This is a genomic window from Tepidimonas sp. (assembly GCF_046292505.1).
Classification (GTDB): Bacteria; Pseudomonadota; Gammaproteobacteria; order Burkholderiales; family Burkholderiaceae_C; genus Tepidimonas.
This window is the reverse complement of the sequence record NZ_JBKBQX010000003.1, coordinates 1-19,807: the sequence shown is the minus strand read 5'-3', so window position 1 is coordinate 19,807 and position 19,807 is coordinate 1. Positions and strand designations below refer to the sequence as shown.

Genomic DNA, 19,807 nt, shown 5'->3' with positions numbered 1-19,807 from the left:
CGATCGGCTCAAACCGTCGCCGCGCGCGTGGACTGCTTGCCATCGTCCAGGACGATGACGGGCGGCTCGATCCCCGCGGAGTCGGCGGAATCCACCGCGCACAGCCGGTCCAGCAGGCGATGGAGCGCGCCGAGCAGCGCGCCATGGGCTTGTACGATGGCGGGGTCCCCTTGCGGATCGGTGTCCGGCGCACGCTCCCACCACTGCCGCGCAGCCGCGTGAAAGGTTTCGTGCGCCCGCTGCAGCGCCGCGTACTCGGGCCAGTGGTGCGCAGGGGCCGGCAGCGACTCGGCCAGCAGGGTCTGAAATGGGCAGTCGCCGGAGGCTGCCGGCGTCACCCGCCGCGTCGCCAGCCCGGTGAGCACGGCGCGGTGTTCGACCTCCAGCCGCGCCAGCATCCGCGACCAGGGCGAATGCACGAGCGCTCGCCAGCGCATCCACGAGGCGGGCGGTTGCCAGGCCGCGGCCCAGTCGGTCCATTGATCGGCGGGCATGGGCCGCGCGATGCCGTAGCCCTGGGCGGACTGCGCCCCCAGCCGCAGCAGCAGCTCGCCGTGGTGCAGCGTCTCGACGCCTTCGGCGACCACGCGCAGGCCGAACGCCTGCCCCAGCGCGACCACGCCTTCGATGATGCGCAGATCGCTGGGATCGTCGAACATGTCGCGCACGAAGGATTGATCGATCTTGACCACGCTGGCGGGTAGCTGCTTGAGGTAGGCAAGCGACGAGTAGCCGGTGCCGAAGTCGTCGATCGCCACGGCGACTCCCAACGCACGGCAGCGCTCGAGCAATCGCTCCAGCTCGGCGATGCCGTCCAGCGCGCTGGATTCGACGATTTCGAGCTCCAACCGGCTCGGATCCACCTGCGGATGGCGCGCCAGGCGCTGGGCCAGCCGGTCCGCAAAGGCCGGATCACGCAACTGGCGCACGGCGATGTTGACGGACAGGGTCCAGCTCGAGTGTCCCGCGTCGTGCCAACGCTGGAGTTGGCGCATCGCCTCGTCCAGCACCCAATCGCCCAGCGCGATCATGGTGTCGTCCTGTTCGATGGCGGGCAGGAAGGCCGCCGGCGCCAGCAGTCCCCGCTGCGGATGCTGCCAGCGCAACAGGGCTTCGGCCCCCTCGATGGCGCCATCGACCAGGCCCACGCGCGGCTGCAGATACAGCCGGAACTCGCCCTCGTGGGTCAGGGCGCGCCGCACATCGGCGATGTGCTCGGCGTGGGCGACCGCCGCTCGGTCCTCCTGAGGGTCGAATAGGCACCAGCGGTTTTTGCCTTCGCGCTTGGCGCGGTACAGGGCCTGATCGGCATGGCGCAGCAGTACCTCGGCATCGGCCCCGTCGTCGGGGTACAGGGTCACGCCGATGCTCGTGCTCAACTGCACCCGTGTCCCGTTGCATTCGATGGGCTCGGCAGTCGCCCCCAGCAGCCGGTCGATGACGGCGGTCCAGCGCTCGCTGTCGTCCAGGTCGCACAGCACGGCGACGAATTCGTCGCCTCCCACCCGCGCCAGCGTATCCCCCTCGCGCAACGCCCCCTGCAGCCGCTGCGCCACCAGGCGCAGGATCCAGTCGCCCTCGCGGTGGCCGTGGGAGTCGTTGACGTATTTGAAGCCATCCAGATCCAGATACGCCACCGCCACCCGCCGCTGGTGACGCCGGGCGCTGGCGATGGCCAGATCCAGTCGGTCGGCCAGCAGCACCCGGTTGGGCAGCCTCGTGAGGAGGTCGTAATAGGCCTGCCGCTCCAGGGCGTTCTGCTGAGCTTTGAGCTCGGTGATGTCCTGCGCGACGGCGACGTAGCGAATGATGTGTCCGCGATCGTCGCGCACGGCCGAAATGGCCTCCACCACCGGAAATTCGGAGCCGTCGCTGCGGCGCCACCAGGCCTCGCCGCGCCAGCGGCCTTCCCGCAGCAGGCGGCGGCGCAGCCGGTGCCAGTCGGGCATGCCGTGCCGGTCCGCCGGCCGCCATGGCAGGTTGGCGCGGCCGATCAGCTCGTCGCGGCTGTAGCCGCTCATTTGCAGCATAGCGGCGTTGGCGTCCAGGACGACGCCGCGTTCGTCGGTGACGATGATCGCTTCGCCGGCGTCATTGAACACGCTGGCTGCGATGGCGCGCGACTGCTCCAGCGCGACCTCGTCGCTCACGTCGCGCAGAATGCCGGCCATCACGGTGGCGCGGCCTGTGACGGGGTCGCGCGCCACGACGCGACCCCACGCCTGCAACCAAATCCAGCGCCCATCGCGGTGCTGCAGGCGAAAACGCAGATCGGCCGCCTCGCTCTGGTCCTTGAGGTGGGCCTGCAGGGCGCTTTGGGCCTGCACGGCGTCTTTGGGGTGCACCCACTGCATCCAGGTCGTGGTCGGGATGCTGTGCGGGCCCTGCTCGTTCAGCCCGATCAGCCGGCGCAGCCGCGGGCAGGGGGTGATGGTGCCGTGTACCAGATCCCAGCGCAGCCGCCCCAGCCGCGCTCCCCGCAGGGTGCCTTCCAGTTCGTCCGCAAGCTCTTGCGCGCGGCGCGCGCTGCGGCGCAGCAGCACCAGCGCCATGGTCAAGGCGACGATGGCGCCCACCGCGCCAGCCAGCGCCCAGGCCAGTGTGTACGTGCGGTCGTGTTACGCACGCACCGCGGCTTCGGTGCGCTCGGCCACCAGCGCTTCCAGCCGGTTCTGGTAGCGTTGCAACTCCTGCTGCAGCGTGACGCTGCGGCTCTCCGGCAACAGCACCGACAGCAGCAGCGTGCGGCCGTCGATCGTCATGGGGGCGCTGTGGACCTCGACCGTGACGATCTGCCCCGACGCGAGCCGGTGCGGGAACAGGTAGTAGCCCCGTCCTTCCTTGCGCGCGCGCTCCATCTCGGCGCGCACGTCGGCTTCGGGCAGCTGGTTGATCTGGCGAATATTCATGCCGCCGGGGGAACGCAGCGCCGGGTAGCCATAGAACTCGGCCGCCGCCGCGTTGGCCTCGACGATGGTGCCGTCCGCCGGGTCGATCAGCCACATGGGCACGGTGTGCTGTTGCAGCAGGCTCGGCAAGGTTTGCGCCGACACCGGCCACACCTGCCCCAGCCACGCAAGCACCACGCTCACCAGCGCCAGCGCGGCGCTGCGCCAGCCGAACGCGGTCGAGCGTTCCGGCGTCGGTTGGCGCCCTCTCCCTGGGGCGACGACGGCGCAGCCATGCTGCGGCAAAGCCGTGGATCGCAAGCGCATATTCCCTAAAGCGAACCGGCGTGGGGCAGACCACGGGGTGACGATCGCGGCAGTATCCACCAGATCGCCGTGTGTGGCGATACCGTTCGGGCGTCGTCGCGCGCCATTTGGCACAAAACCCACACCTTGACCGGCATCGCGCTGTGCTATGTTCACGCCTATGATGGATGCCGATGCAGCGGGGGGTATCCCCGTCTCACTGCCTGCCGAAGATCCGCGCCGCCGCGTGTTGCACGACGAGGTACACGCCCGGCCGCCCGCACGTATCCGGCTGCCCGCGCTCGTGGTCTATGTCGCTGTCGTGCACGACGGGGTGGATCGGGCGCAGGAGCTGGCCCATTTGCGCCGCCTGCCGGGCCAGGACGGCCTGAGCGAAGCCGACCTGCAAGGCAATTTTCGGCGTCTGCGCTGTCCCCCGGGTTTCACCGTCAAATGGGAGCGGCACACCGAGTTCACCCGGTACTCGCTGGTACAGCCGCTGCCGCCAGAGGTGGGGCTGGATGCCTCCGAACCGGAATTGCTGCCCCACCTGATGGTGTCACCCGAATGGCTGGCGGGGATCCCTGGGCGCACCATTTGCGCGATCAAGCTGGCGATGGTCACTGCCGACCTGGCGGAGCCGGCGGCGTTGCTTGCGCGCGCGCGCCACTGGTTTGGCGATCAGCCGGTGGTGGCGTCGCTCCTGGGCCAGCAGGGGCATTCGATGGTGGTGACGGATTTTCGCTTGCGCCCGTCCGGATTCGAGCGCATGCTGGTCGTGGCCCCGCCCGGCATCAGCGAGACGCGCGCGGGCCGTGTCTCGGCCCGGCTGCTGGAGTTCGAGACCTACCGCATGATGGCGCTGCTGGGCTTGCCCGTGGCCAAGGCGCTGGGCGGGCCGCTGGCCGACGCCGAGCGGCGCCTGGCGCGCTTGACCGCGGACATGGAGGCCAAAGCGAGTTCCGATCAGGCGCTGCTGGACGATCTGGTGGGGCTGGCTGCGGGCATCGAGCGCGCCATCGCCGAAAACGGCTACCGCTTCGCCGCCACCCGAGCGTATGACCGGATCGTGTCGCAGCGCATCGCGGAGCTGCGCGAGCGAGCCATCCCGGGCACTCAGACCATCAGCGAATTCATGCAGCGCCGGCTGGCGCCGGCGATTGCCACCGTCGCCTCGACCGAACAGCGGCTGGTCGCGCTCTCCGAGCGCATCGCCCGCACCAGCGCCTTGTTGCGCACCCAGGTCGACATTGCCCGCGAGGAGCAAAACCGCCAATTGCTCGAGAAGCTGACCCGCGGGCAGGCGCTGCAACTGCAGCTCCAGTCCACGGTGGAGGGGTTGTCCATCGCGGCGATCTCGTACTACGTGATCAGTCTGGTGCTGTACGGGGCCAAGGCCCTCAAATCGGCGGGCGTGCCCCTGCACCCGGAACTGACCGCCGGTGTGCTCATGCCCGTGGTGCTGTGGGGGGTGTGGCGCATGACGCGCCGCATCCACGCCCGGCTGCACGGCGCGGACTGATCGCGGCGCTGCGCCGAGTGGCCGTGCGCGTGCCCGCTGGCCGCTTCTGGGACGGCCTCACTTGGTACTGAGGTACTCCGCGACCGCGGCCATCTCCAGCTCGGTCATCTTCTCGGCGACGGTGTGCATCACGACATTGTCGTTGGTGCGCTGGCGTTTGTTGAACTGCTTGAGCTGGGTGAACAGGTAGCCGGAGAACTGGCCCGCCAGCCGCGGCAGGTTGGTTGCACCGTGGGCATCGGGGCCGTGGCAGCTCGCGCAGGCGGGCACGCCACTGAACTTGTTGCCGTTTTGGTACAGATAAGCCCCCACCGCCGCCAGGCCCGTGTCCTTGACGTTTTCGCGCTGGGCGGGCAGCTTTTCGTAGTAGCGACCCAGGGCCGCCATCTCGTCGTCGGTCAGCTTGGCCACCATCTCGGCCATGGCCGTGCTCTTGCGCTCACCGCTTTTGAAAGCCTTGAGCTGCTTGACGATGTATTCGGTGTGCTGCCCGGCCAGGCGCGGGAAGATTTCGCTGGTGGATTCGCCCTGGTCGCCGTGGCACATCGCGCACACGCCGTTGGCAATCTTGCGTGCGCGGGCCTCGTCGGCCTGGGCGAGTGCACCCGTGGTGACGGTGAGCAGGCCGGCCGCCAGGGCCAGAGCGCGCATCGGAGCGATCGAGCGGGAGAAACGTGTCATGGCGCAGGGGGGGATTCGATCCAGTGGATGCGGATGCAGCGGGGGAGCGTGACGTGACCGACTGGTGGCCGCGGAGCCGACCGCGCGCGCCGGGGTACGCATGCCCCGGCACGCGCGACCGATCCGCCATCAGGCCAGCGTGTCCGCCCAGATGTTGCGCGCCCAGGCGAGCGCATAGCGGCCTTCCAGCTCGCTGGCGCGCGCCGAGACGCCGCCCGAGCCGGGCACCGTCAGCATGGTCTTCTTCTCCGGGTCGTAGCGGTGAACGCTCGCGACGTGCACCACGTCCTCGTCGGTGACGAAGCTGTAGCAGGTGTTGGCGTAGAGCGGCTGCTTCGGCGGCTCCTTGCCCATCAGCAGGTTGACCACCGCGGCGGCGCAGGTCTTGCCATGCTGGTTGGCCATGTGGCCGGACTTGGGCATGAGCGGCGCGATCTGGATCGCGTCGCCCAACACGTGCACGTTCTTGACCGCCTTGGACTCGAAGGTCAGGAAGTCGACCTCGCACCAGCGCTTGTTGGCCGTGGCCAGCCCCGTCCGCACCGCGATGTCACCGGCGCGCATGTTGGGCACGACGTTGAGCACGGTGGCCTTGAAGTCGTCGTTGAACTCGAACTTCAGCGTGTTGGTGGCGGCGTCGACATCGACCACGCGGTGCTTCGGGCGGTATTCCAGGATGCCTTGGTAATGTTCGGCCCAGGCCTTCTTGAACAGCGCCGGCTTGGAGATGACGTCGTCGTTGGCATCGAAGACGATGACTTTGCTCTTCGGCTTGGCCTTCTTGAAGTAATGCGCCACCATGCAGGCGCGCTCGTACGGGCCGGGCGGGCAGCGGTACGGCGCCAGCGGGATCGACAGCGCGTAGACGCCGCCGTCGGGCATCGCTTCCAGCTGCTTGCGCAGCGCCACCGTTTGCGGGCCGGCCTTCCAGGCGTGCAGCACCTTGTCCTGCGCGCCGGGCTTGGCCATGCCGGGCAGCGTCTCCCACATGAAGTCGATGCCAGGCGAGACGATCAGGCGGTCGTACTGCAGCTCGGCCCCCCCGGCCAGCTTGACGGTGCGCTTGTCGGGGTCGATCGCGGTGGCGCGGTCGCGCACCACCTTGATGCCGTGGCGCTTGGCCAGGTTGTCGTACGGGATCGTGATGTCGCTCATCTGCTTGATCCCGCCGATCACCAGGTTGGAGATCGGGCACGAGACGAAGGCCTCGTTGGGCTCGACCAGCGTGACCTGCACCTTGCCCTCGGAGAACAGGCGGATGTACTTGGCCGCGGTGGCGCCGCCGTAGCCGCCGCCGATGACGACGACGTGCGGGCCGCTGCCGCCCCCAGGGGTGGCGCAACCGCTAAGAAGGCCGAGCGAGCCGAGCGCGGACCCAGCCGCGACGCTGTGGACGAATTGACGACGTTGCATGGTGCGTTCCTCCTCTCGGCTCATTGCTTTTTCTGGGCGGCGAAGTAGGCGGCGATGGCGCGCAGCTCGTCGTCGGTGTAGCCCTTGGCAAGCTGGTGCATGATGGTGGCCGGCTTGCGGCCGGCCTTGAAGTCCAGCAGCTTCTGCGCCAGCTCGTCCTTGTCCTTGCCGGCCAAGGCTTCCATGCCGGGCTGGGCGTGGCCGTTGGTGCCGTGGCAGTTGGCGCATGCCGCTGCCCAGACCTTGACCTGATCCACCTGCGCCTGCGCCAACGTGGTTACGCCCAGCAGCCCGGCTGCCAGGATGTGTCTATACGCCTTCATGGTTGTGCTTCTCCTCTGGAGGTGATGCGGCAATTGCGCCGTAACAAAACCGTTGTGTATCACGACGTGCTGATATAAGCAATCCGAAGAAATTCTAGGGATGGACCCAACGCGAAGCTTACCGCGTCCCCCGGGCGCGTAAACCGGGTCAACCCGAACGCCACCGCACCGGGTCAGCCCAGCAGCGCGGTGGCGAACTCGCGTGCGTCGAAAGGTTGCAGATCTTCTAGCTTTTCGCCGATGCCGATGAAGTAGACCGGCAACTCGCGCCCCTGCTCGCGCGCCCACATGGCGATGGCGGCCAGCACGCCGCCCTTGGCGGTGCCGTCGAGTTTGGTGACGATCAGGCCGGTGAGTTGCAGCGCCGCGTCGAAGGCCTTGACCTGCGCCAAGGCGTTTTGACCGGTATTGCCGTCGATGACCAGCAGCACCTCGTGCGGGGCGGTGGCCTCGGCCTTTTGCACCACCCGCTTGATCTTGCGCAGCTCCTCCATCAGATGCAACTGGGTGGGCAGCCGACCCGCCGTATCGACGATCACGACGTCCTTGCCGCGCGCGCGGCCCGCGGTGACGGCGTCGAAGGCCACGGCAGCCGGGTCGCCGCCGTCCTGGCTGACGATGTCCACCCCATTGCGCTGGGCCCACACGCCCAGCTGCTCGCGCGCCGCGGCACGAAAGGTGTCTGCCGCCGCCAGCAGGACGGTCGCGCCGCGGTGGGCCAGATGCCAAGTCAGCTTGCCGATGGTGGTGGTCTTGCCCGCGCCGTTGACGCCGGCCACCATCCACACGGTCGGGCCGTCGGCTTGGGCGCCGACGGCCAGCGGCTTTTGCAGCGGGCGCAACCAGTCGGTGATGGCGTCCGCGAGCAGCGCACGCACCTGCTGCGGGTCGGTGGCGCGCTCCGCCTTGACGCGGCGGCGCAGATCGTCGAGCAGGTGCGCGGTGGCCTGGGCGCCGGTGTCGGCCATCAGCAGCGCGGCTTCCAGCTCTTCGTACAGGTCGTCGTCGATGCGGGCGCCGGCAAAGACGGCGGTGAGGCTGCTGCCCGTTTTGCGCAGCCCGGCGGACAGCCGGCCCAGCCAGCCCTGGCGCGTGGGGCTGGGGGCCGAATTGCCCGGGAGCGCAGGGGCGGGGGAGGGCGTTACGCTCGCCGGTTCGGCCGCTGGTTCGGCTGCCGCTGCGGACGATGCCGAGGGAGCGGGCTCCGGCGCGGCAGAGGGTGCGGGCTCCTCCTCGCGGCTGCCGAAGAACTTTTTCTTGAGAAAGCTGAACATAGAGACGCTGCCTAGAATCGACGATATTCTATGAAAGCGTATCTTTCGTTCGACCGCGCCCGTCTGGGGCGCACCGTGCGCTGCGTGCGCGATGGCTGGCGGCGGCTGGGGGCTGTCTGCGCCACGCTGTGGGTGGCGGGCGCGCTGGCGTCGGCGGTGCAGGCCGCCGCCCCGGCGGCGACGGCGCCGCCGCGTGCGCAGACCTTTCAACTGGCCAATGGCATGACCGTCATCGTGCAGCCTGACCGGCGCTCACCGACGGCGGTGCAGATGCTGTGGCTGCGGGTTGGGGCCGTGGATGAGACGGACCGCGAATCGGGCGTGGCCCATGTGCTCGAGCACATGATGTTCAAGGGGACGCCGTCCGTCCCGGAGGGCGAGTATTCACGCCGCATCGCGGCGCTGGGCGGGCAAGAAAACGCCTTCACCTCGCGCGACATGACGGCCTATCATGTGCAGCTGCCCGCGGAGCGGCTGCCCGAGGCGATGCGCCTGGAGGCCGACCGGTTTGCCCACAACACCTGGAGCGACGAGGCTTTTGTGCGCGAGCGGGCAGTGGTCCAGGAAGAGCGCCGCCAGCGCATCGAAGACGAGCCGCAGTCCCAACTGTACGAACAGTTCATGGCCATGGCCTGGACCGTTCACCCCTACCGCCGCCCCGTCATTGGCTGGATGGGCCGCTTGCAGACCCTGGAGCCCGAGACGGTGCGCGACTTTTACCGGCGCTGGTATGTGCCCGGCAACGCCGCCCTCGTGGTCGTGGGCGATGTGGACCCCGAGCAGGTTCGACGGTGGGCGCAGGACACCTTTGGGCGCCTGCCCGCGCGCGCGGTGCCGCCGCGGCAGATCGATGCCGAACCCGCCCAGCGCGGCCCGCGCCGGCTGGAGTGGCGCGGTCGCACCCAGCAGCCCACGGTGCTGATGGGCTGGCGAGTGCCGCGCCTGATCCACCCGGACGCCGACGATGCCGAAGCGCGCGATGCGCTGGCCTTGGTGCTGCTCGCCGGGGCGTTGGACGGACACAGCGCCGCGCGGTTGGAGCGAGCCCTGGTGCAAGGGCAGGGGGGCGAGCGGTTGGCCGATTCGGTTGGCGCGTCCTACGGGCTGGCCGGGCGCGGGCCGGAGCTGTTTCTGCTCAGCGCCACACCCCGGGCGGGGGTGGCCGTGGAGGCGGTAGAGGCCGCCCTCAAAGCCGAGATCGGGCGCATCGCCCGCGAGGGCGTCACCCCCGCGGAGCTGCAGCGCATCAAGAATCAGTGGATGGCCAGCGAGGTGTACAAGCTGGACTCCACCTTCGCCCAGGCGCGCGAACTGGGCATGCACTGGTTGCTGGGCTGGCCGCTGGACGCGGGCGCCCGGCTGCTGGAGCGGCTGCAGGCCGTCAGCGCCGACGACGTGCAGCGCGTGGCCCGACGCTATTTTCAGGACGAGCAGCTCACCGTCGGCGTGCTGCGGCCGGAGGGTGGATCGTGAGGCGCGTGTCGACCGCCCTGCGGGGGCTGATCGTGGGCGCGGCGGTGTGCCTGTCGCTGCCGGCGCTGGCGGCGCTGCCCATCGAGCATTGGACCCTGCCCAATGGGGCACGGGTCTACTGGGTGCGCAGCGACGCGCTGCCCATGCTGGATGTGCGCCTGGAGGCCGATGGGGGCAGCCGCCGCGATCCGGCCCGCCAAGCCGGTTTGGCCGCGGCGACGGCCCTGATGCTGGGGCGGGGCATCGAAGCCGGCGACGGTCAGCCGGCGCTGGACGAGAACGCCCTGACCGAGGCTTGGGCCGACCTGGGGGCGCAGTGGAGCGCCGTGGCGACGCTCGACCGCTTCAGCGTGTCGCTGCGCACGCTCACGCGGCCGGATCTGCTGGAGCGGGCCGTGGCGCTGGCGGCCCGCCAACTGGCCGCCCCGACCTTCGATGCCGCGGTCTGGGCGCGGGAGCGCGATCGGCTGATCGCCGCTTGGCGCGAGGCGCAGGCCCAACCCGATACCCTGGCGCGCCGGCGCTATGCCGAGGCGGTCTACCGGGGGCACCCGTACGGGGCGGAAGCCAACCCCGACACCTGGGCCGCCATCGACCGGGCGGCGCTGCAGGACTTTTATCGTCGCCACACCCGCGCCTGCGATGCGCGCGTCACGTTGGTCGGGCCGATCGGCCGCGAGCAGGCCGAATCGATCGCCAACCGCCTGTTGGCCGGCTGGGCCGCGCATGGCTGTGCGCCGCTGCCCGCCGTGCCCGAGGTCGTGCCGCTGGACCGTGCGCAGGACCTGCGCCTGCCGTTTCCCGGGGCGGCGCAGGCTCAGATCCTGATCGGGCGTCCGGGGATTGCCCGCCGGGACCCCGACTACCTGCCGCTGCTGCTGGCCAATCACATCTTTGGCGGGGGCGGCTTCACCTCCCGCCTGATGCGCGAGATCCGCGAGCAGCGCGGCCTGACCTACGGCGTCTACAGCCACTTTCTGGCGGGCCGGCATGCCGGAGCTTTCACCGTGACGCTGCAGACGCGCCCGGACCAGGCCGATCTGGCCGTCTCCCTGGTGCGCGAATCGCTGCGCCGCTTCACCGCCGAGGGGCCGACGGACGACGAAATCGCTGCGGCCAAAACATCGCTGATCCAGGGCTTTGCCCTGCGGCTCGACAGCAACCGCAAGGTGCTCGAACAGGTGGCGGCGCTGGCCTGGTCGGACTTGCCGCTGGACGAACTGGACACTTGGACCGCGCGGCTGGCTGCGATCGATCGGGACACCCTGATGCGCGCATGGCGCCGCGTGATCGAGCCCGATCGGCTGGTGACCGTCGTGGTCGGGGGCCAGCCGTGACGGCGCGCTCCCGCGGGTTGGCGCCCAGCGGCGAGGTGCGCATCATCGGGGGACGCTGGCGGCGCTCGCGCCTGCCGGTCGCACAGGCGCCGGGGCTGCGACCCACCCCCGACCGCGTGCGCGAGACGCTGTTCAACTGGCTGGGGCAGGACCTGACGGGCTGCCGCTGTGTCGATGCGTTTGCCGGCAGCGGTGCGCTGGGGTTCGAGGCCGCCTCGCGCGGGGCGGCCGAGGTGGTGCTGATCGAGCGCGCACCCGCCTTGCTGGAGGCGCTGCGGACGAACGCGGCGCGGCTCGGGGCGCACGGGGTGCGCATCGTGGGCGGTGATGCGCTGGCCGCGCTGGCCGCCTTGCCCGCCGGCGGCTGGGACGTGGTGTTTTTGGACCCGCCCTTCGACGACGCCCGCCATGGCGGCGAGCGCGTGTATGCCGCGGCGCTGCAGGCGGCCGCGCGGCTGCTGCGCCCGGGGGGGCTGGTGTATCTGGAAGCCCCGCGCGCCTGGGCGCCGGATGAGGTGGCGGCGTTGGGCTGGCGCTTGCACCGCCACCTGCGGGCCGGGGCCGTGCATGCCCATCTGTTGCAGGCGGCGGATAATCCGGCCCCATGAACGCCCCGACCCCTGTGCTGCGCACCGCCGTCTACAGCGGCACCTTTGACCCCATCACTCTGGGGCATGAGGATGTGATCCGCCGCGCGGCCGGCCTGTTCGACCGGCTGATCGTCGCGGTGGCGGTCGCCCACCACAAAAAAACCTTGTTTCCGCTGTCGGATCGGCTGGCGATGGTGGCCGATGCCCTGGCCGATTGCCCCGGCGTGCAGGTGCTGCCGTTCGAGGGGCTGATCATGGATTTTTGCCGGGAGTACGGGGCGGTGGCCGTGGTGCGCGGCATCCGCAACGTGACCGACTTCGATTACGAGGCGCAGATGGCCGCCATGAATGCCAAGCTTTTGCCCGCGGTGCAGACGGTGTTTTTGTTGCCGCAGCCCCACGTGCAGTGCATTTCCAGTACCCTCGTGCGCGAAATCGCCAAGCTGGGCGGGGATGTGGCGCAGATGGTCAACCCGGGCGTGGCGCAGCGGCTGGCTGCCGCGCTGCCCGCGCCCCAGCGCTGACCCCGCCCACTCCGACAGGCTGACCAGGGGAACCGACCATGGCCTTGATGATCACCGACGAGTGCATCAACTGCGACGTCTGCGAGCCCGAATGCCCCAACCAAGCCATCTCGATGGGGGAGGACCACTACCTCATCGATCCCGGGCGCTGCACGGAGTGCGTCGGCCACTTCGACGAGCCCCAGTGTGTACAGGTCTGCCCGGTCAGTTGCATCCCGGTCAACCCGGATCACACCGAGAACCGCGAGACGCTGTGGCAAAAATACCGGCGGCTGCAGGCAGCCAAGTCGGTGCCGGGCTCCCGCCCGGTGTCTGCGGCCTAAACGGTATCGGGTCGCGGCGGCTTGGGCCGCGGCGGCTGGCTGGTGTGGATGGCGGCAGTCGCCTTTGCGGTCTCGCCGGCCAGCAGCAGCGGCAGGGCGCGCGCGGCACGCTCCAGCGCCTGATCGATGGCCAGGCGCTGATCCGCTGTCGGCTTGCGCAGCACCCAGTGGGCGACTTCGGCTTTCACGCCCGGGTGACCGATGCCCAGGCGCAGCCGCCAGTAGTCGGCGCTGCCCAATTGCGCATGGATGTCGCGCAGACCGTTGTGGCCGGCGTGGCCACCGCCCTGTTTGAGCCGGGCGTCCCCCGGTGGCAGGTCCAGTTCGTCGTGTGCGACCAGGATCTCGCCCGGAGCGATTTTGAAAAAGCGTGCCAGCCCGGCGACGGACTGGCCTGAGCGGTTCATGTAGGTGGTGGGCTTGAGCAGCCACAGCGGGCGGCCGTCGACGGTGGTACGGCCGGCCAAGCCGAAATAGGTGCGCTCTGGGTGCAGGGACACCCGCAGGTCCTGCGCGACACGGTCGATCCACCACCAGCCGGCGTTGTGGCGCGTGTCCTCGTACTCCGGTCCGGGGTTGCCCAGACCCACCAGCAGCTTGAACATCGTTGCGGGCCCTCGTGTGCGGGGTGGCGATCATGGCACCAAAACCGAAGGCCCGCGCAATGCGGGCCTCGGTAGGACGGCGGCCGCGTTGGGCAGCCGCTGGGGGCGAGTGTGGGGCCGGAGCGCGGCCCCAGGGTCTCACTTCTTGCCCTTCTTGCCCTTCTTGTCGTCGGCCGCGGCGGCGGTGGGCGCGGTCACGACTTCTTCCACCGGTTCGACGACGGTGGCAATGGTCGGATTGGGCTTGCCATGAGTGACGATCTTGACGCCCGCCGCCAGCTTCAGGTCATTGGCGTGCAGGCTTTGGCCCTTGTGCAACTGGCCCAGGTCGACCTCGATGAAGTCGGGCAGTTGGGTGGCCAGGCACTCGATCTCCAGCTCGGTGACGACGTGGTTGATCAGACACTTGTCGGCCTTGACCGCCGGGCTGTTGTCGGCGTTGACGAAGTGCAGCGGCACCTTCTTGCGCAGGCGAGTGGTTTCATCGACGCGCTGGAAGTCCACATGCAGCACCTGGGGCTTGTACGGGTGGTACTGCACGTCGCGCAGCACGACCTTGGTGACCTGGCCGCCGAGTTCCATCTCCAGCACGGAGGAGTGGAAGGCCTCTTTCTGGATGGCCTGCCACAGGGCGTTGTGATCCAGCTCGATGGCTTGCGGCGCAGCATTGCCGCCGTAAACGATACCGGGCGTCTTGCCGGTGTTGCGCAGGCGGCGGCTCGCACCCGTGCCCTGCGTCTGGCGCTCGAAAGCGGTGAATTTCATGCTCTCACTCCATTGTGGGGGCGGCCGCGACCAGCACGCCCCATTCTCACGACAATGCCACCCGGGCGGGTGGCGCGAAATCCGGTGCCCCGATCACCCGTCGGGTGGGAGCGCCGGCATGCCCTGTGGGCTGGCGCGGGCGATCCCTGCTCAGCCCTGGTTTTCCGATTCGGCGAACAGACTCATCACCGACTCGCCATTGGCGATGCGGGCGATGGTCTCGGCGAACAGTGGGGCCACGGTGAGCTGGCGGATCTTGCCGCAGGCGCGGGCCGCCTCGCTCAACGGGATGGTGTTGGTGACCACGAGTTCGTCCAGCGCATCGCCCTTGGCGACGCGCTCCACGGCCGGGCCGGACAGGATGGGGTGCGTCACGTAGGCAAATACTTTTTCGGCCCCACGCTCCTTGAGCACCTCGGCCGCCTTGACCAGTGTGCCCGCGGTGTCCACCATGTCGTCCATGATCACGCAGTGGCGCCCCTCGATGTCGCCGATGACGTGCATGACCTCGGACACATTCGGCTTGGGGCGGCGCTTGTCGATGATGGCCATGTCGCAATCGAGCTGTTTGGCCAGCGCGCGTGCGCGCACCACACCGCCGACGTCCGGCGAGACGACGAGCAGGTTGGGGTAGTTCTTCTGCCGCAGATCGCCCAGCAGCACCGGCGAGGCGTAGATGTTGTCGACCGGGATGTCGAAAAAGCCCTGGATCTGGTCGGCGTGCAGGTCCATGGTCAGCACGCGCTCGACGCCGACCACCTGCAGCATGTTGGCCACGACCTTGGCGCTGATGGGCACGCGGCTGGAGCGCGGGCGGCGGTCCTGGCGCGCGTAGCCGAAGTACGGGATGACCGCCGAGATGCGCGCGGCCGATGCGCGCTTGAGCGCGTCGACCATGATGACGAGTTCCATCAGGTTCTCGTTGGTCGGCGCGCAGGTGGGCTGGATGACAAAGATGTCGCGGGCGCGGACGTTTTGTCCGATTTCGACCGTGACTTCGCCATCGGAGAAGCGGCCGACGTGGGCCGCCCCCAGGCTGGTGCCCAGATGGCGGGCGATTTCCGCGGCCAGTGCCGGGTTGGCATTGCCGGTGAAGAGCATGAAATCCGGGGCGTGCGCTGGCGTCGAGCGTTCCATGGTGTTACCGGCACTGGGAAAGAAATTTGGCAGGGGAGGAAGGATTCGAACCCTCGCATGTCGGAATCAAAATCCGATGCCTTAACCAACTTGGCGACTCCCCTACACCGGTTCACCGCTGACGCGGTGCACCGTATGCAGCGTTGCTGGCATCTGCAGCAACAAGACTCACATTATAGCGTCTTTTTGCCACCCAACCAGCGGATGTTCCGGCAAACCGCAGCAGACCCGAATCTGCCAGCCGCTGGGCCAGTCCGCCGTTTGCACGGCAGCGACCTCGGCTTGGCCCGGCAGGACCGCAAACACGGCGCTGCCCGAGCCGGTCATGCGGGGCTGCAATCCCAAACGGGTCAGCCGCTCGAGGGCTGTGACGACGTCGGGGCACAGGCGCATGGCCACGGGTTGCAGGTCGTTGCGGCCCCACAGTCGAACGGGATCGGCGGTGACGCTCGCAACGAAGTCCTGCATTATAGCCAACGGCGTGGCCCGCTCCAGATCGGCGGCCTGGTAGATCGCGGCTGTCGCGGTGCCGGCGGCGGGCTTGACGATCACATAGCGGGCCGCCGGCAGGTCCACGGGGGTGAGTCGGTCGCCGATGCCCTCGACCCAGGCGTTGCGTCCCCCCAGAAAAAACGGCACGTCGGCCCCCAGTCGGGCGCCAAGGCGGATCAGCGCAGCGCGCGGCCAGTCCAGCCCCCACAGGCGGTTGAGGGCCATCAGGGTGCTGGCCGCATCGCTGGAGCCACCGCCCAGGCCGGCCTGCTGGGGGATGCGCTTGTCCAGCACGATGTGCGCGCCCAGCGGGCAACCGCTGGCCGCCTGCAGCGCGCGCGCGGCGCGCAGGCACAGGTCGTCTTCGGGCAGGGGGGGCGAGGCGTCGTCGGCGGGGCGCAGGTCTTCGCGCGACAGACGGCCATCGCGCCGCGTCTCGAGGTGTAGCGTGTCGGCCCAATCCACCAATCGAAAGACGGATTGCAGCTCGTGGTAGCCGTCGGCGCGGCGGCCCGTGACGTGCAGGAACAAGTTGATCTTGGCGGGGGCGGGAACGTCGAGCAGTCGTTGCATGGGATCAGGGTTGCCAGAGCAGCCGCAGATCGGCGGCGGGCGGTGGGGTGGCGCGGCGCGCGCGCAGGCGGCCTTGCGGCTGCTCCGTCAGGTCCACCTCCCAGCCAGGGGCATCCTGGGCCTGGCCGCCGAGCCAGGCAAACAGTGCCGCAACCGGCAGCGGCGCGCCGGTCAGGTCGGCGGTCAGGACCTCTAGGCTGTCGTAACGGCGAGGGGGCTCATGGCCGCGATCCAGCCAGGCGCCCGCGCCGTCCCAGCGGATGGTGGCCACGGTTTGCCCCAGAGGGGTGTACAGGCGCAGCGCGCCGTGGGCAGGCGTGCCGTCCAGTTCGAAGCTGGCGGTCCAGCGCTGGGGGGGCTCCGTCGCCAGGGCGAGGGCGAGCCGCCCGCTCCACGCCGCGGGCGTCGGCGAGGGCGGTGTGGCGCATCCGGCGAGCAGGGCCCCGGCGACCAGCGCGAGCGCCACCGCCCGCCGTCGCGCCCCGCGGTGTGACCTCACGGCTCCACGCCGAGGCGCCGCAGCGTCTCGGTGAGCGTTCGGTTGCGGCGGTCGAGCTCGAGTCCCTGGCGCCAGACCGCGCGGGCCAGATCGGACTCGCCCAGCACCCAGAGCACCTCGCCCAGGTGGGCTGCGATCTCGGCATCCGGGCGGCGTTGCAGCGCGTCGGCGAGCAATTGGCGCGCTTCGGTGAGGTTGCCCAGGCGAAACTCGACCCAGCCCAAGCTGTCGATGATGTAGGCGTCGTCCGGGGCGCGGCGCAGGGCTTCCTGGATCAGGGCTTTGGCCTCGGGCAGGCGCTCGCCCCGGTCGGCCAGCGCGTAGCCCAGAGCGTTGTAGGCGTGGGGGTCGTCCGGCTGGCGCTGAATCAGCTCGCGCAGCAGGCGCTCCATCTCGGCCAGCCGCCCCAGCCGTTCCGCGACCATGGCCTGTTCGTACATCAGATCGGTGTCGGCTGGTGCGGTCTGCAGCGCTTGGCTCAGCAGGTCGTAGGCCTCCTGAGCGTGGTCGTGATCGCGCAGCAGGCGGGCTTCGGCCACGCGCAGGCGGCGCTGGCCTTCGGCATCCAGGGACGGTGCCGCCTGCAGCAGGGCGCGGCCTTCGGGCAGCCGGCCACGCTCCGCCAGTGCTCGGGCGTAGGCGATGCGCAGGGCGGGGTCGGCGTCGGCGGCAGCGTCCCGCGTGGCGAGCAGATGGCGCTGGAGCAGGGATTCGGCATCGGCCGGCCAGGCGTCCAGCAGTTCCAGCGCCAGCAGTGCCGCGGGTGCGGAGCGGGGGTCGGCGCGCATGGCCTGGCGCGCGGATTGCAAGGCGTCGGCGTCTTGTCCGGCCTGCCGCTGCACGCGCCCAAGCGCGGCCCAGGCCGCAGCAGCGGTCTCCGGCGTGCGCAGGGAGGGTTCTAGCGCCACGCGGGCGGCAGCCACGGCCTCGGCTTTGTCCGTGGCACGGGCGAGCGCCGTGGGGACGAGCGCAATCAGCCCGGGGCGGCGCGCAGCGGGGACGGCTCGGATCCAATCGCGCAGCGCCGGCCCCATGTCGCGCACCCGCTGCATGCCGATCAGCAGTTGCAGCTCGGTGCGGCGCGCGTCGTCGTCGCCAGGCAGCGCCGCCGACCAGTCCCGCGCGGCGGCCAGCGCGGCCTGGGGGGCGCGGCCTTGCAGAGCGATTTCGATGGCGCGCTGGAACAGATCCGGCCGGCGCGTGCGCTTGGCCGCATCGAGGATGAGGGAATACGCCGCGCCGGGGTCGGTGCGGCGCTGCAGCTCGCCCAGCAGAAGCTGATAAAACAGCTCGGCGTCCAGTGCCGAGGGCTGCGGGGTCTGCGCCGCGGGCGTGTTGGACGGAATGGGAACCGTCTGCCCCAGGGCTGCAGGGGTGTGCCAAAGGCAACCGAGCAGCCAGGGGGTGACGAGCAGGGGGCGCAGGCGCGGCATGGAGGTTCCGTTACGGGCAATGCCCGATTGATCATAATCCAGCGCGTTCGTTCATGCCCTGGCGCGTCGATCCCTATGCCCGAGTTGCCCGAAGTCGAAGTCACCCGGCTGCGCATCGCCGACCGGCTGGTCGGCGCGCGCATCGCTGCCGTGCGGCTCGGGCAGCCGTTGCGCTGGCCGCTGGGGGTGGCGCCGCAGGCGCTGGTGGGGCGCCAGGTGCGGGCGGTGCGGCGGCGGGGCAAGTATTTGCTGGTCGATCTGGACGAGGGCTTGCTGCTGTTGCACTTGGGCATGTCGGGCAGCCTGACGATGGGCGACGCGCTGCCGCCACCGGGGCGTCACGACCATGTGGACCTGCACACCGATCGCGGCACGTTGCGGCTGCACGATCCGCGCCGCTTTGGCGCCGTGGTCCATGCGCGCGGCGAGGACGATGCGGTGGCGCAGCGACTGCTGGGCGGTCTGGGGGTGGAGCCGTTGGAGCCCGCATTTGACCCGATTCGCTTCCACGCCGCGCTGCGCGGCCGGCGCGCTCCGATCAAAACCGTGCTGCTGGCGGGCGACGTCGTGGTCGGGGTCGGCAACATTTACGCCAGCGAGGCGCTCTTTCTGGCGGGCATTCGGCCCACCACGCCCGCCACGCGCCTGAGCCGGCCGCGTGTGGCCCGGTTGCATGCCGCCATCCGCCAGGTGCTGCAGCGCGCGCTGGCCGTCGGGGGCAGCACCCTGCGGGACTTTCGCGTCGATGGGCAGGGCGGTTACTTTCAGCTCGAGATGTGGGTGTATGACCGCGCCGGCCAGCCGTGCCGGGTTTGCGGCACGCCGATCCGCATGGTTCGCCAGGGCCAGCGCTCCACCTACTACTGCCCGCGCTGCCAGGCGCGTTGAGCGCCCCCGTTGAGCGGCGGGCCTGCACCAGGGACGCTCGGCGCGGCCGGTGGGGTGTATAGTGACCCGACCGACGGATCCGCCGCCACCGCTCATGTCGTTTGCCCACGATTTCGACGCCCACAGCGCCTGGCGCCGCGAGCAGGCGCAGCGCTTGCGCACCCTGGCCGATGCGCTGGCGGCGCGCGAACTGCTCGATGCCGGGCTGCACGAGCGGCTGCAGCGCCTGCAGTGCCAGCTCCAGACGGACAAGGTGATGGTGGCCTTCGTCGCGGAGTTTTCGCGCGGCAAGTCGGAGCTCATCAATGCCGTGTTTTTTGCCGGCTACGGGCGCCGCATCATGCCCGCGAGCGCCGGGCGCACGACGATGTGCCCCACCGAGCTGGGCTACGACCCCGAACTGCCGCCTTGCCTGCGCCTGTTGCCCATCGAGACGCGGCTGCAGCCGCAGTCGCTGCTGGAGTGGCGCAGCGCCCCCGAGCGCTGGGAGCGCATCGACCTGGATGTGCAGGACCCGGAGCAGCTCGCGCGCGCCATCGAGAAGGTGGCCGAGGTGCAGCGCGTGCCGGTCGAGCAGGCCCGGGCGCTGGGCTTCTGGCACGACGATACCCCCGAGGACAACCCGCTGCCCGGGGCCGATGGGCTGGTCGAGTCAAGTAGCGTCACGCGAAATTGTCGACTCGTAGTACCAGTCCGCACCGTGTGAGCTCTTTTCGGAAGTGTCCAAACTCGTTGTATCAGAGCTCCGCACACACAAACAC

The 19,807-nt window shown here is 69.8% G+C and carries 19 protein-coding genes, 1 tRNA gene and 1 pseudogene; 8 read left to right on the top strand and 13 right to left on the bottom strand.

Annotated elements, in window-relative coordinates; translation table 11 throughout:
• Positions 1-8: 8 nt before the first annotated feature.
• Complete coding sequence (locus ACK4TH_RS02430; RefSeq protein ID WP_409622174.1) at positions 9-2,576, bottom strand: putative bifunctional diguanylate cyclase/phosphodiesterase; 2,568 nt, start codon at positions 2,574-2,576, stop codon at positions 9-11.
• A 42-nt stretch (positions 2,577-2,618) separates the two neighbouring features.
• Positions 2,619-3,209 (bottom strand): PAS domain S-box protein, encoded by a 591-nt coding sequence (locus tag ACK4TH_RS02425; protein ID WP_409622171.1) that lies wholly within the window; start codon positions 3,207-3,209, stop codon positions 2,619-2,621.
• A 166-nt stretch (positions 3,210-3,375) separates the two neighbouring features.
• On the opposite strand from ACK4TH_RS02425, the gene ACK4TH_RS02420 reads away from it, so the two are divergent.
• Entirely contained in the window at positions 3,376-4,716 is a 1,341-nt protein-coding gene (locus ACK4TH_RS02420) for a DUF3422 family protein (protein WP_409622168.1), read from the top strand.
• Positions 4,717-4,773: 57 nt separating this feature from the next.
• Here the strand turns inward: ACK4TH_RS02420 and ACK4TH_RS02415 are convergent, their stop codons facing one another.
• From ACK4TH_RS02415 to ftsY, 4 genes are all read right to left on the bottom strand, one after another.
• The gene (locus ACK4TH_RS02415) at positions 4,774-5,397 is read right to left on the bottom strand and encodes a c-type cytochrome (RefSeq protein WP_409622165.1); all 624 of its coding nucleotides are present in this window, start codon (positions 5,395-5,397) and stop codon (positions 4,774-4,776) included.
• 129 nt (positions 5,398-5,526) lie between these two features.
• A complete protein-coding gene (locus ACK4TH_RS02410; RefSeq protein WP_409622162.1) occupies positions 5,527-6,810 on the bottom strand; it encodes an FCSD flavin-binding domain-containing protein in 1,284 nt (427 codons plus the stop codon).
• Positions 6,811-6,830: 20 nt separating this feature from the next.
• Positions 6,831-7,133 (bottom strand): c-type cytochrome, encoded by a 303-nt coding sequence (locus ACK4TH_RS02405; RefSeq protein WP_409622159.1) that lies wholly within the window; start codon positions 7,131-7,133, stop codon positions 6,831-6,833.
• A 173-nt stretch (positions 7,134-7,306) separates the two neighbouring features.
• Positions 7,307-8,407 (bottom strand): signal recognition particle-docking protein FtsY, encoded by a 1,101-nt coding sequence (ftsY, locus tag ACK4TH_RS02400; protein ID WP_409622156.1) that lies wholly within the window; start codon positions 8,405-8,407, stop codon positions 7,307-7,309.
• A gap of 30 nt (positions 8,408-8,437) precedes the next feature.
• Here ftsY and ACK4TH_RS02395 point away from each other — a divergent pair, with 30 nt between their 5' ends.
• From ACK4TH_RS02395 to ACK4TH_RS02375, 5 genes are read left to right on the top strand one after another with little or no spacing between them, the layout of a single operon-like run.
• Entirely contained in the window at positions 8,438-9,880 is a 1,443-nt protein-coding gene (locus ACK4TH_RS02395; RefSeq protein ID WP_409622153.1) for a M16 family metallopeptidase, read from the top strand.
• Positions 9,877-11,217, top strand: a complete 1,341-nt coding sequence (locus tag ACK4TH_RS02390; protein ID WP_409622150.1) for a M16 family metallopeptidase — start codon at positions 9,877-9,879, stop codon at positions 11,215-11,217. The genes ACK4TH_RS02395 and ACK4TH_RS02390 overlap by 4 nt, the downstream gene beginning before the upstream one ends.
• Positions 11,157-11,825, top strand: a complete 669-nt coding sequence (gene rsmD, locus ACK4TH_RS02385; protein ID WP_409622147.1) for a 16S rRNA (guanine(966)-N(2))-methyltransferase RsmD — start codon at positions 11,157-11,159, stop codon at positions 11,823-11,825. The genes ACK4TH_RS02390 and rsmD overlap by 61 nt, the downstream gene beginning before the upstream one ends.
• Positions 11,822-12,331, top strand: a complete 510-nt coding sequence (coaD, locus tag ACK4TH_RS02380) for a pantetheine-phosphate adenylyltransferase (protein WP_409622144.1) — start codon at positions 11,822-11,824, stop codon at positions 12,329-12,331. Before rsmD ends, coaD begins: the two co-directional genes overlap by 4 nt.
• A 38-nt stretch (positions 12,332-12,369) precedes the next feature.
• Positions 12,370-12,654, top strand: coding sequence for a YfhL family 4Fe-4S dicluster ferredoxin (locus tag ACK4TH_RS02375; RefSeq protein WP_409622141.1), 285 nt, complete (start codon positions 12,370-12,372; stop codon positions 12,652-12,654).
• On the opposite strand, the gene pth is transcribed toward ACK4TH_RS02375, so the two are convergent.
• The 7 genes from pth to ACK4TH_RS02340 form a co-directional block, all read right to left on the bottom strand.
• Positions 12,651-13,259 (bottom strand): aminoacyl-tRNA hydrolase, encoded by a 609-nt coding sequence (gene pth / locus ACK4TH_RS02370; protein ID WP_409622138.1) that lies wholly within the window; start codon positions 13,257-13,259, stop codon positions 12,651-12,653. The genes ACK4TH_RS02375 and pth overlap by 4 nt on opposite strands.
• Positions 13,260-13,397: 138 nt before the next feature.
• A complete protein-coding gene (locus tag ACK4TH_RS02365; protein ID WP_409622135.1) occupies positions 13,398-14,024 on the bottom strand; it encodes a 50S ribosomal protein L25/general stress protein Ctc in 627 nt (208 codons plus the stop codon).
• 150 nt (positions 14,025-14,174) lie between these two features.
• The gene (locus ACK4TH_RS02360; protein ID WP_068610373.1) at positions 14,175-15,161 is read right to left on the bottom strand and encodes a ribose-phosphate pyrophosphokinase; all 987 of its coding nucleotides are present in this window, start codon (positions 15,159-15,161) and stop codon (positions 14,175-14,177) included.
• 27 nt (positions 15,162-15,188) lie between these two features.
• Positions 15,189-15,265, bottom strand: a tRNA-Gln gene (locus ACK4TH_RS02355).
• Positions 15,266-15,329: 64 nt separating this feature from the next.
• Positions 15,330-16,226, bottom strand: coding sequence for a 4-(cytidine 5'-diphospho)-2-C-methyl-D-erythritol kinase (locus ACK4TH_RS02350; protein ID WP_409622131.1), 897 nt, complete (start codon positions 16,224-16,226; stop codon positions 15,330-15,332).
• 4 nt (positions 16,227-16,230) lie between these two features.
• A complete protein-coding gene (locus tag ACK4TH_RS02345) occupies positions 16,231-16,725 on the bottom strand; it encodes a lipoprotein insertase outer membrane protein LolB (protein ID WP_409622128.1) in 495 nt (164 codons plus the stop codon).
• Complete coding sequence (locus ACK4TH_RS02340; RefSeq protein WP_409622125.1) at positions 16,722-18,158, bottom strand: tetratricopeptide repeat protein; 1,437 nt, start codon at positions 18,156-18,158, stop codon at positions 16,722-16,724. Before ACK4TH_RS02340 ends, ACK4TH_RS02345 begins: the two co-directional genes overlap by 4 nt.
• Positions 18,159-18,233: 75 nt before the next feature.
• On the opposite strand from ACK4TH_RS02340, the gene mutM reads away from it, so the two are divergent.
• Together mutM and ACK4TH_RS02330 are read left to right on the top strand one after the other, a co-directional pair.
• Complete coding sequence (gene mutM / locus ACK4TH_RS02335) at positions 18,234-19,046, top strand: bifunctional DNA-formamidopyrimidine glycosylase/DNA-(apurinic or apyrimidinic site) lyase (RefSeq protein ID WP_409622122.1); 813 nt, start codon at positions 18,234-18,236, stop codon at positions 19,044-19,046.
• Between the two features lie 94 nt (positions 19,047-19,140).
• Positions 19,141-19,698, top strand: a pseudogene (locus tag ACK4TH_RS02330) (dynamin family protein); the annotation flags it as partial.
• Positions 19,699-19,807: the final 109 nt, after the last annotated feature.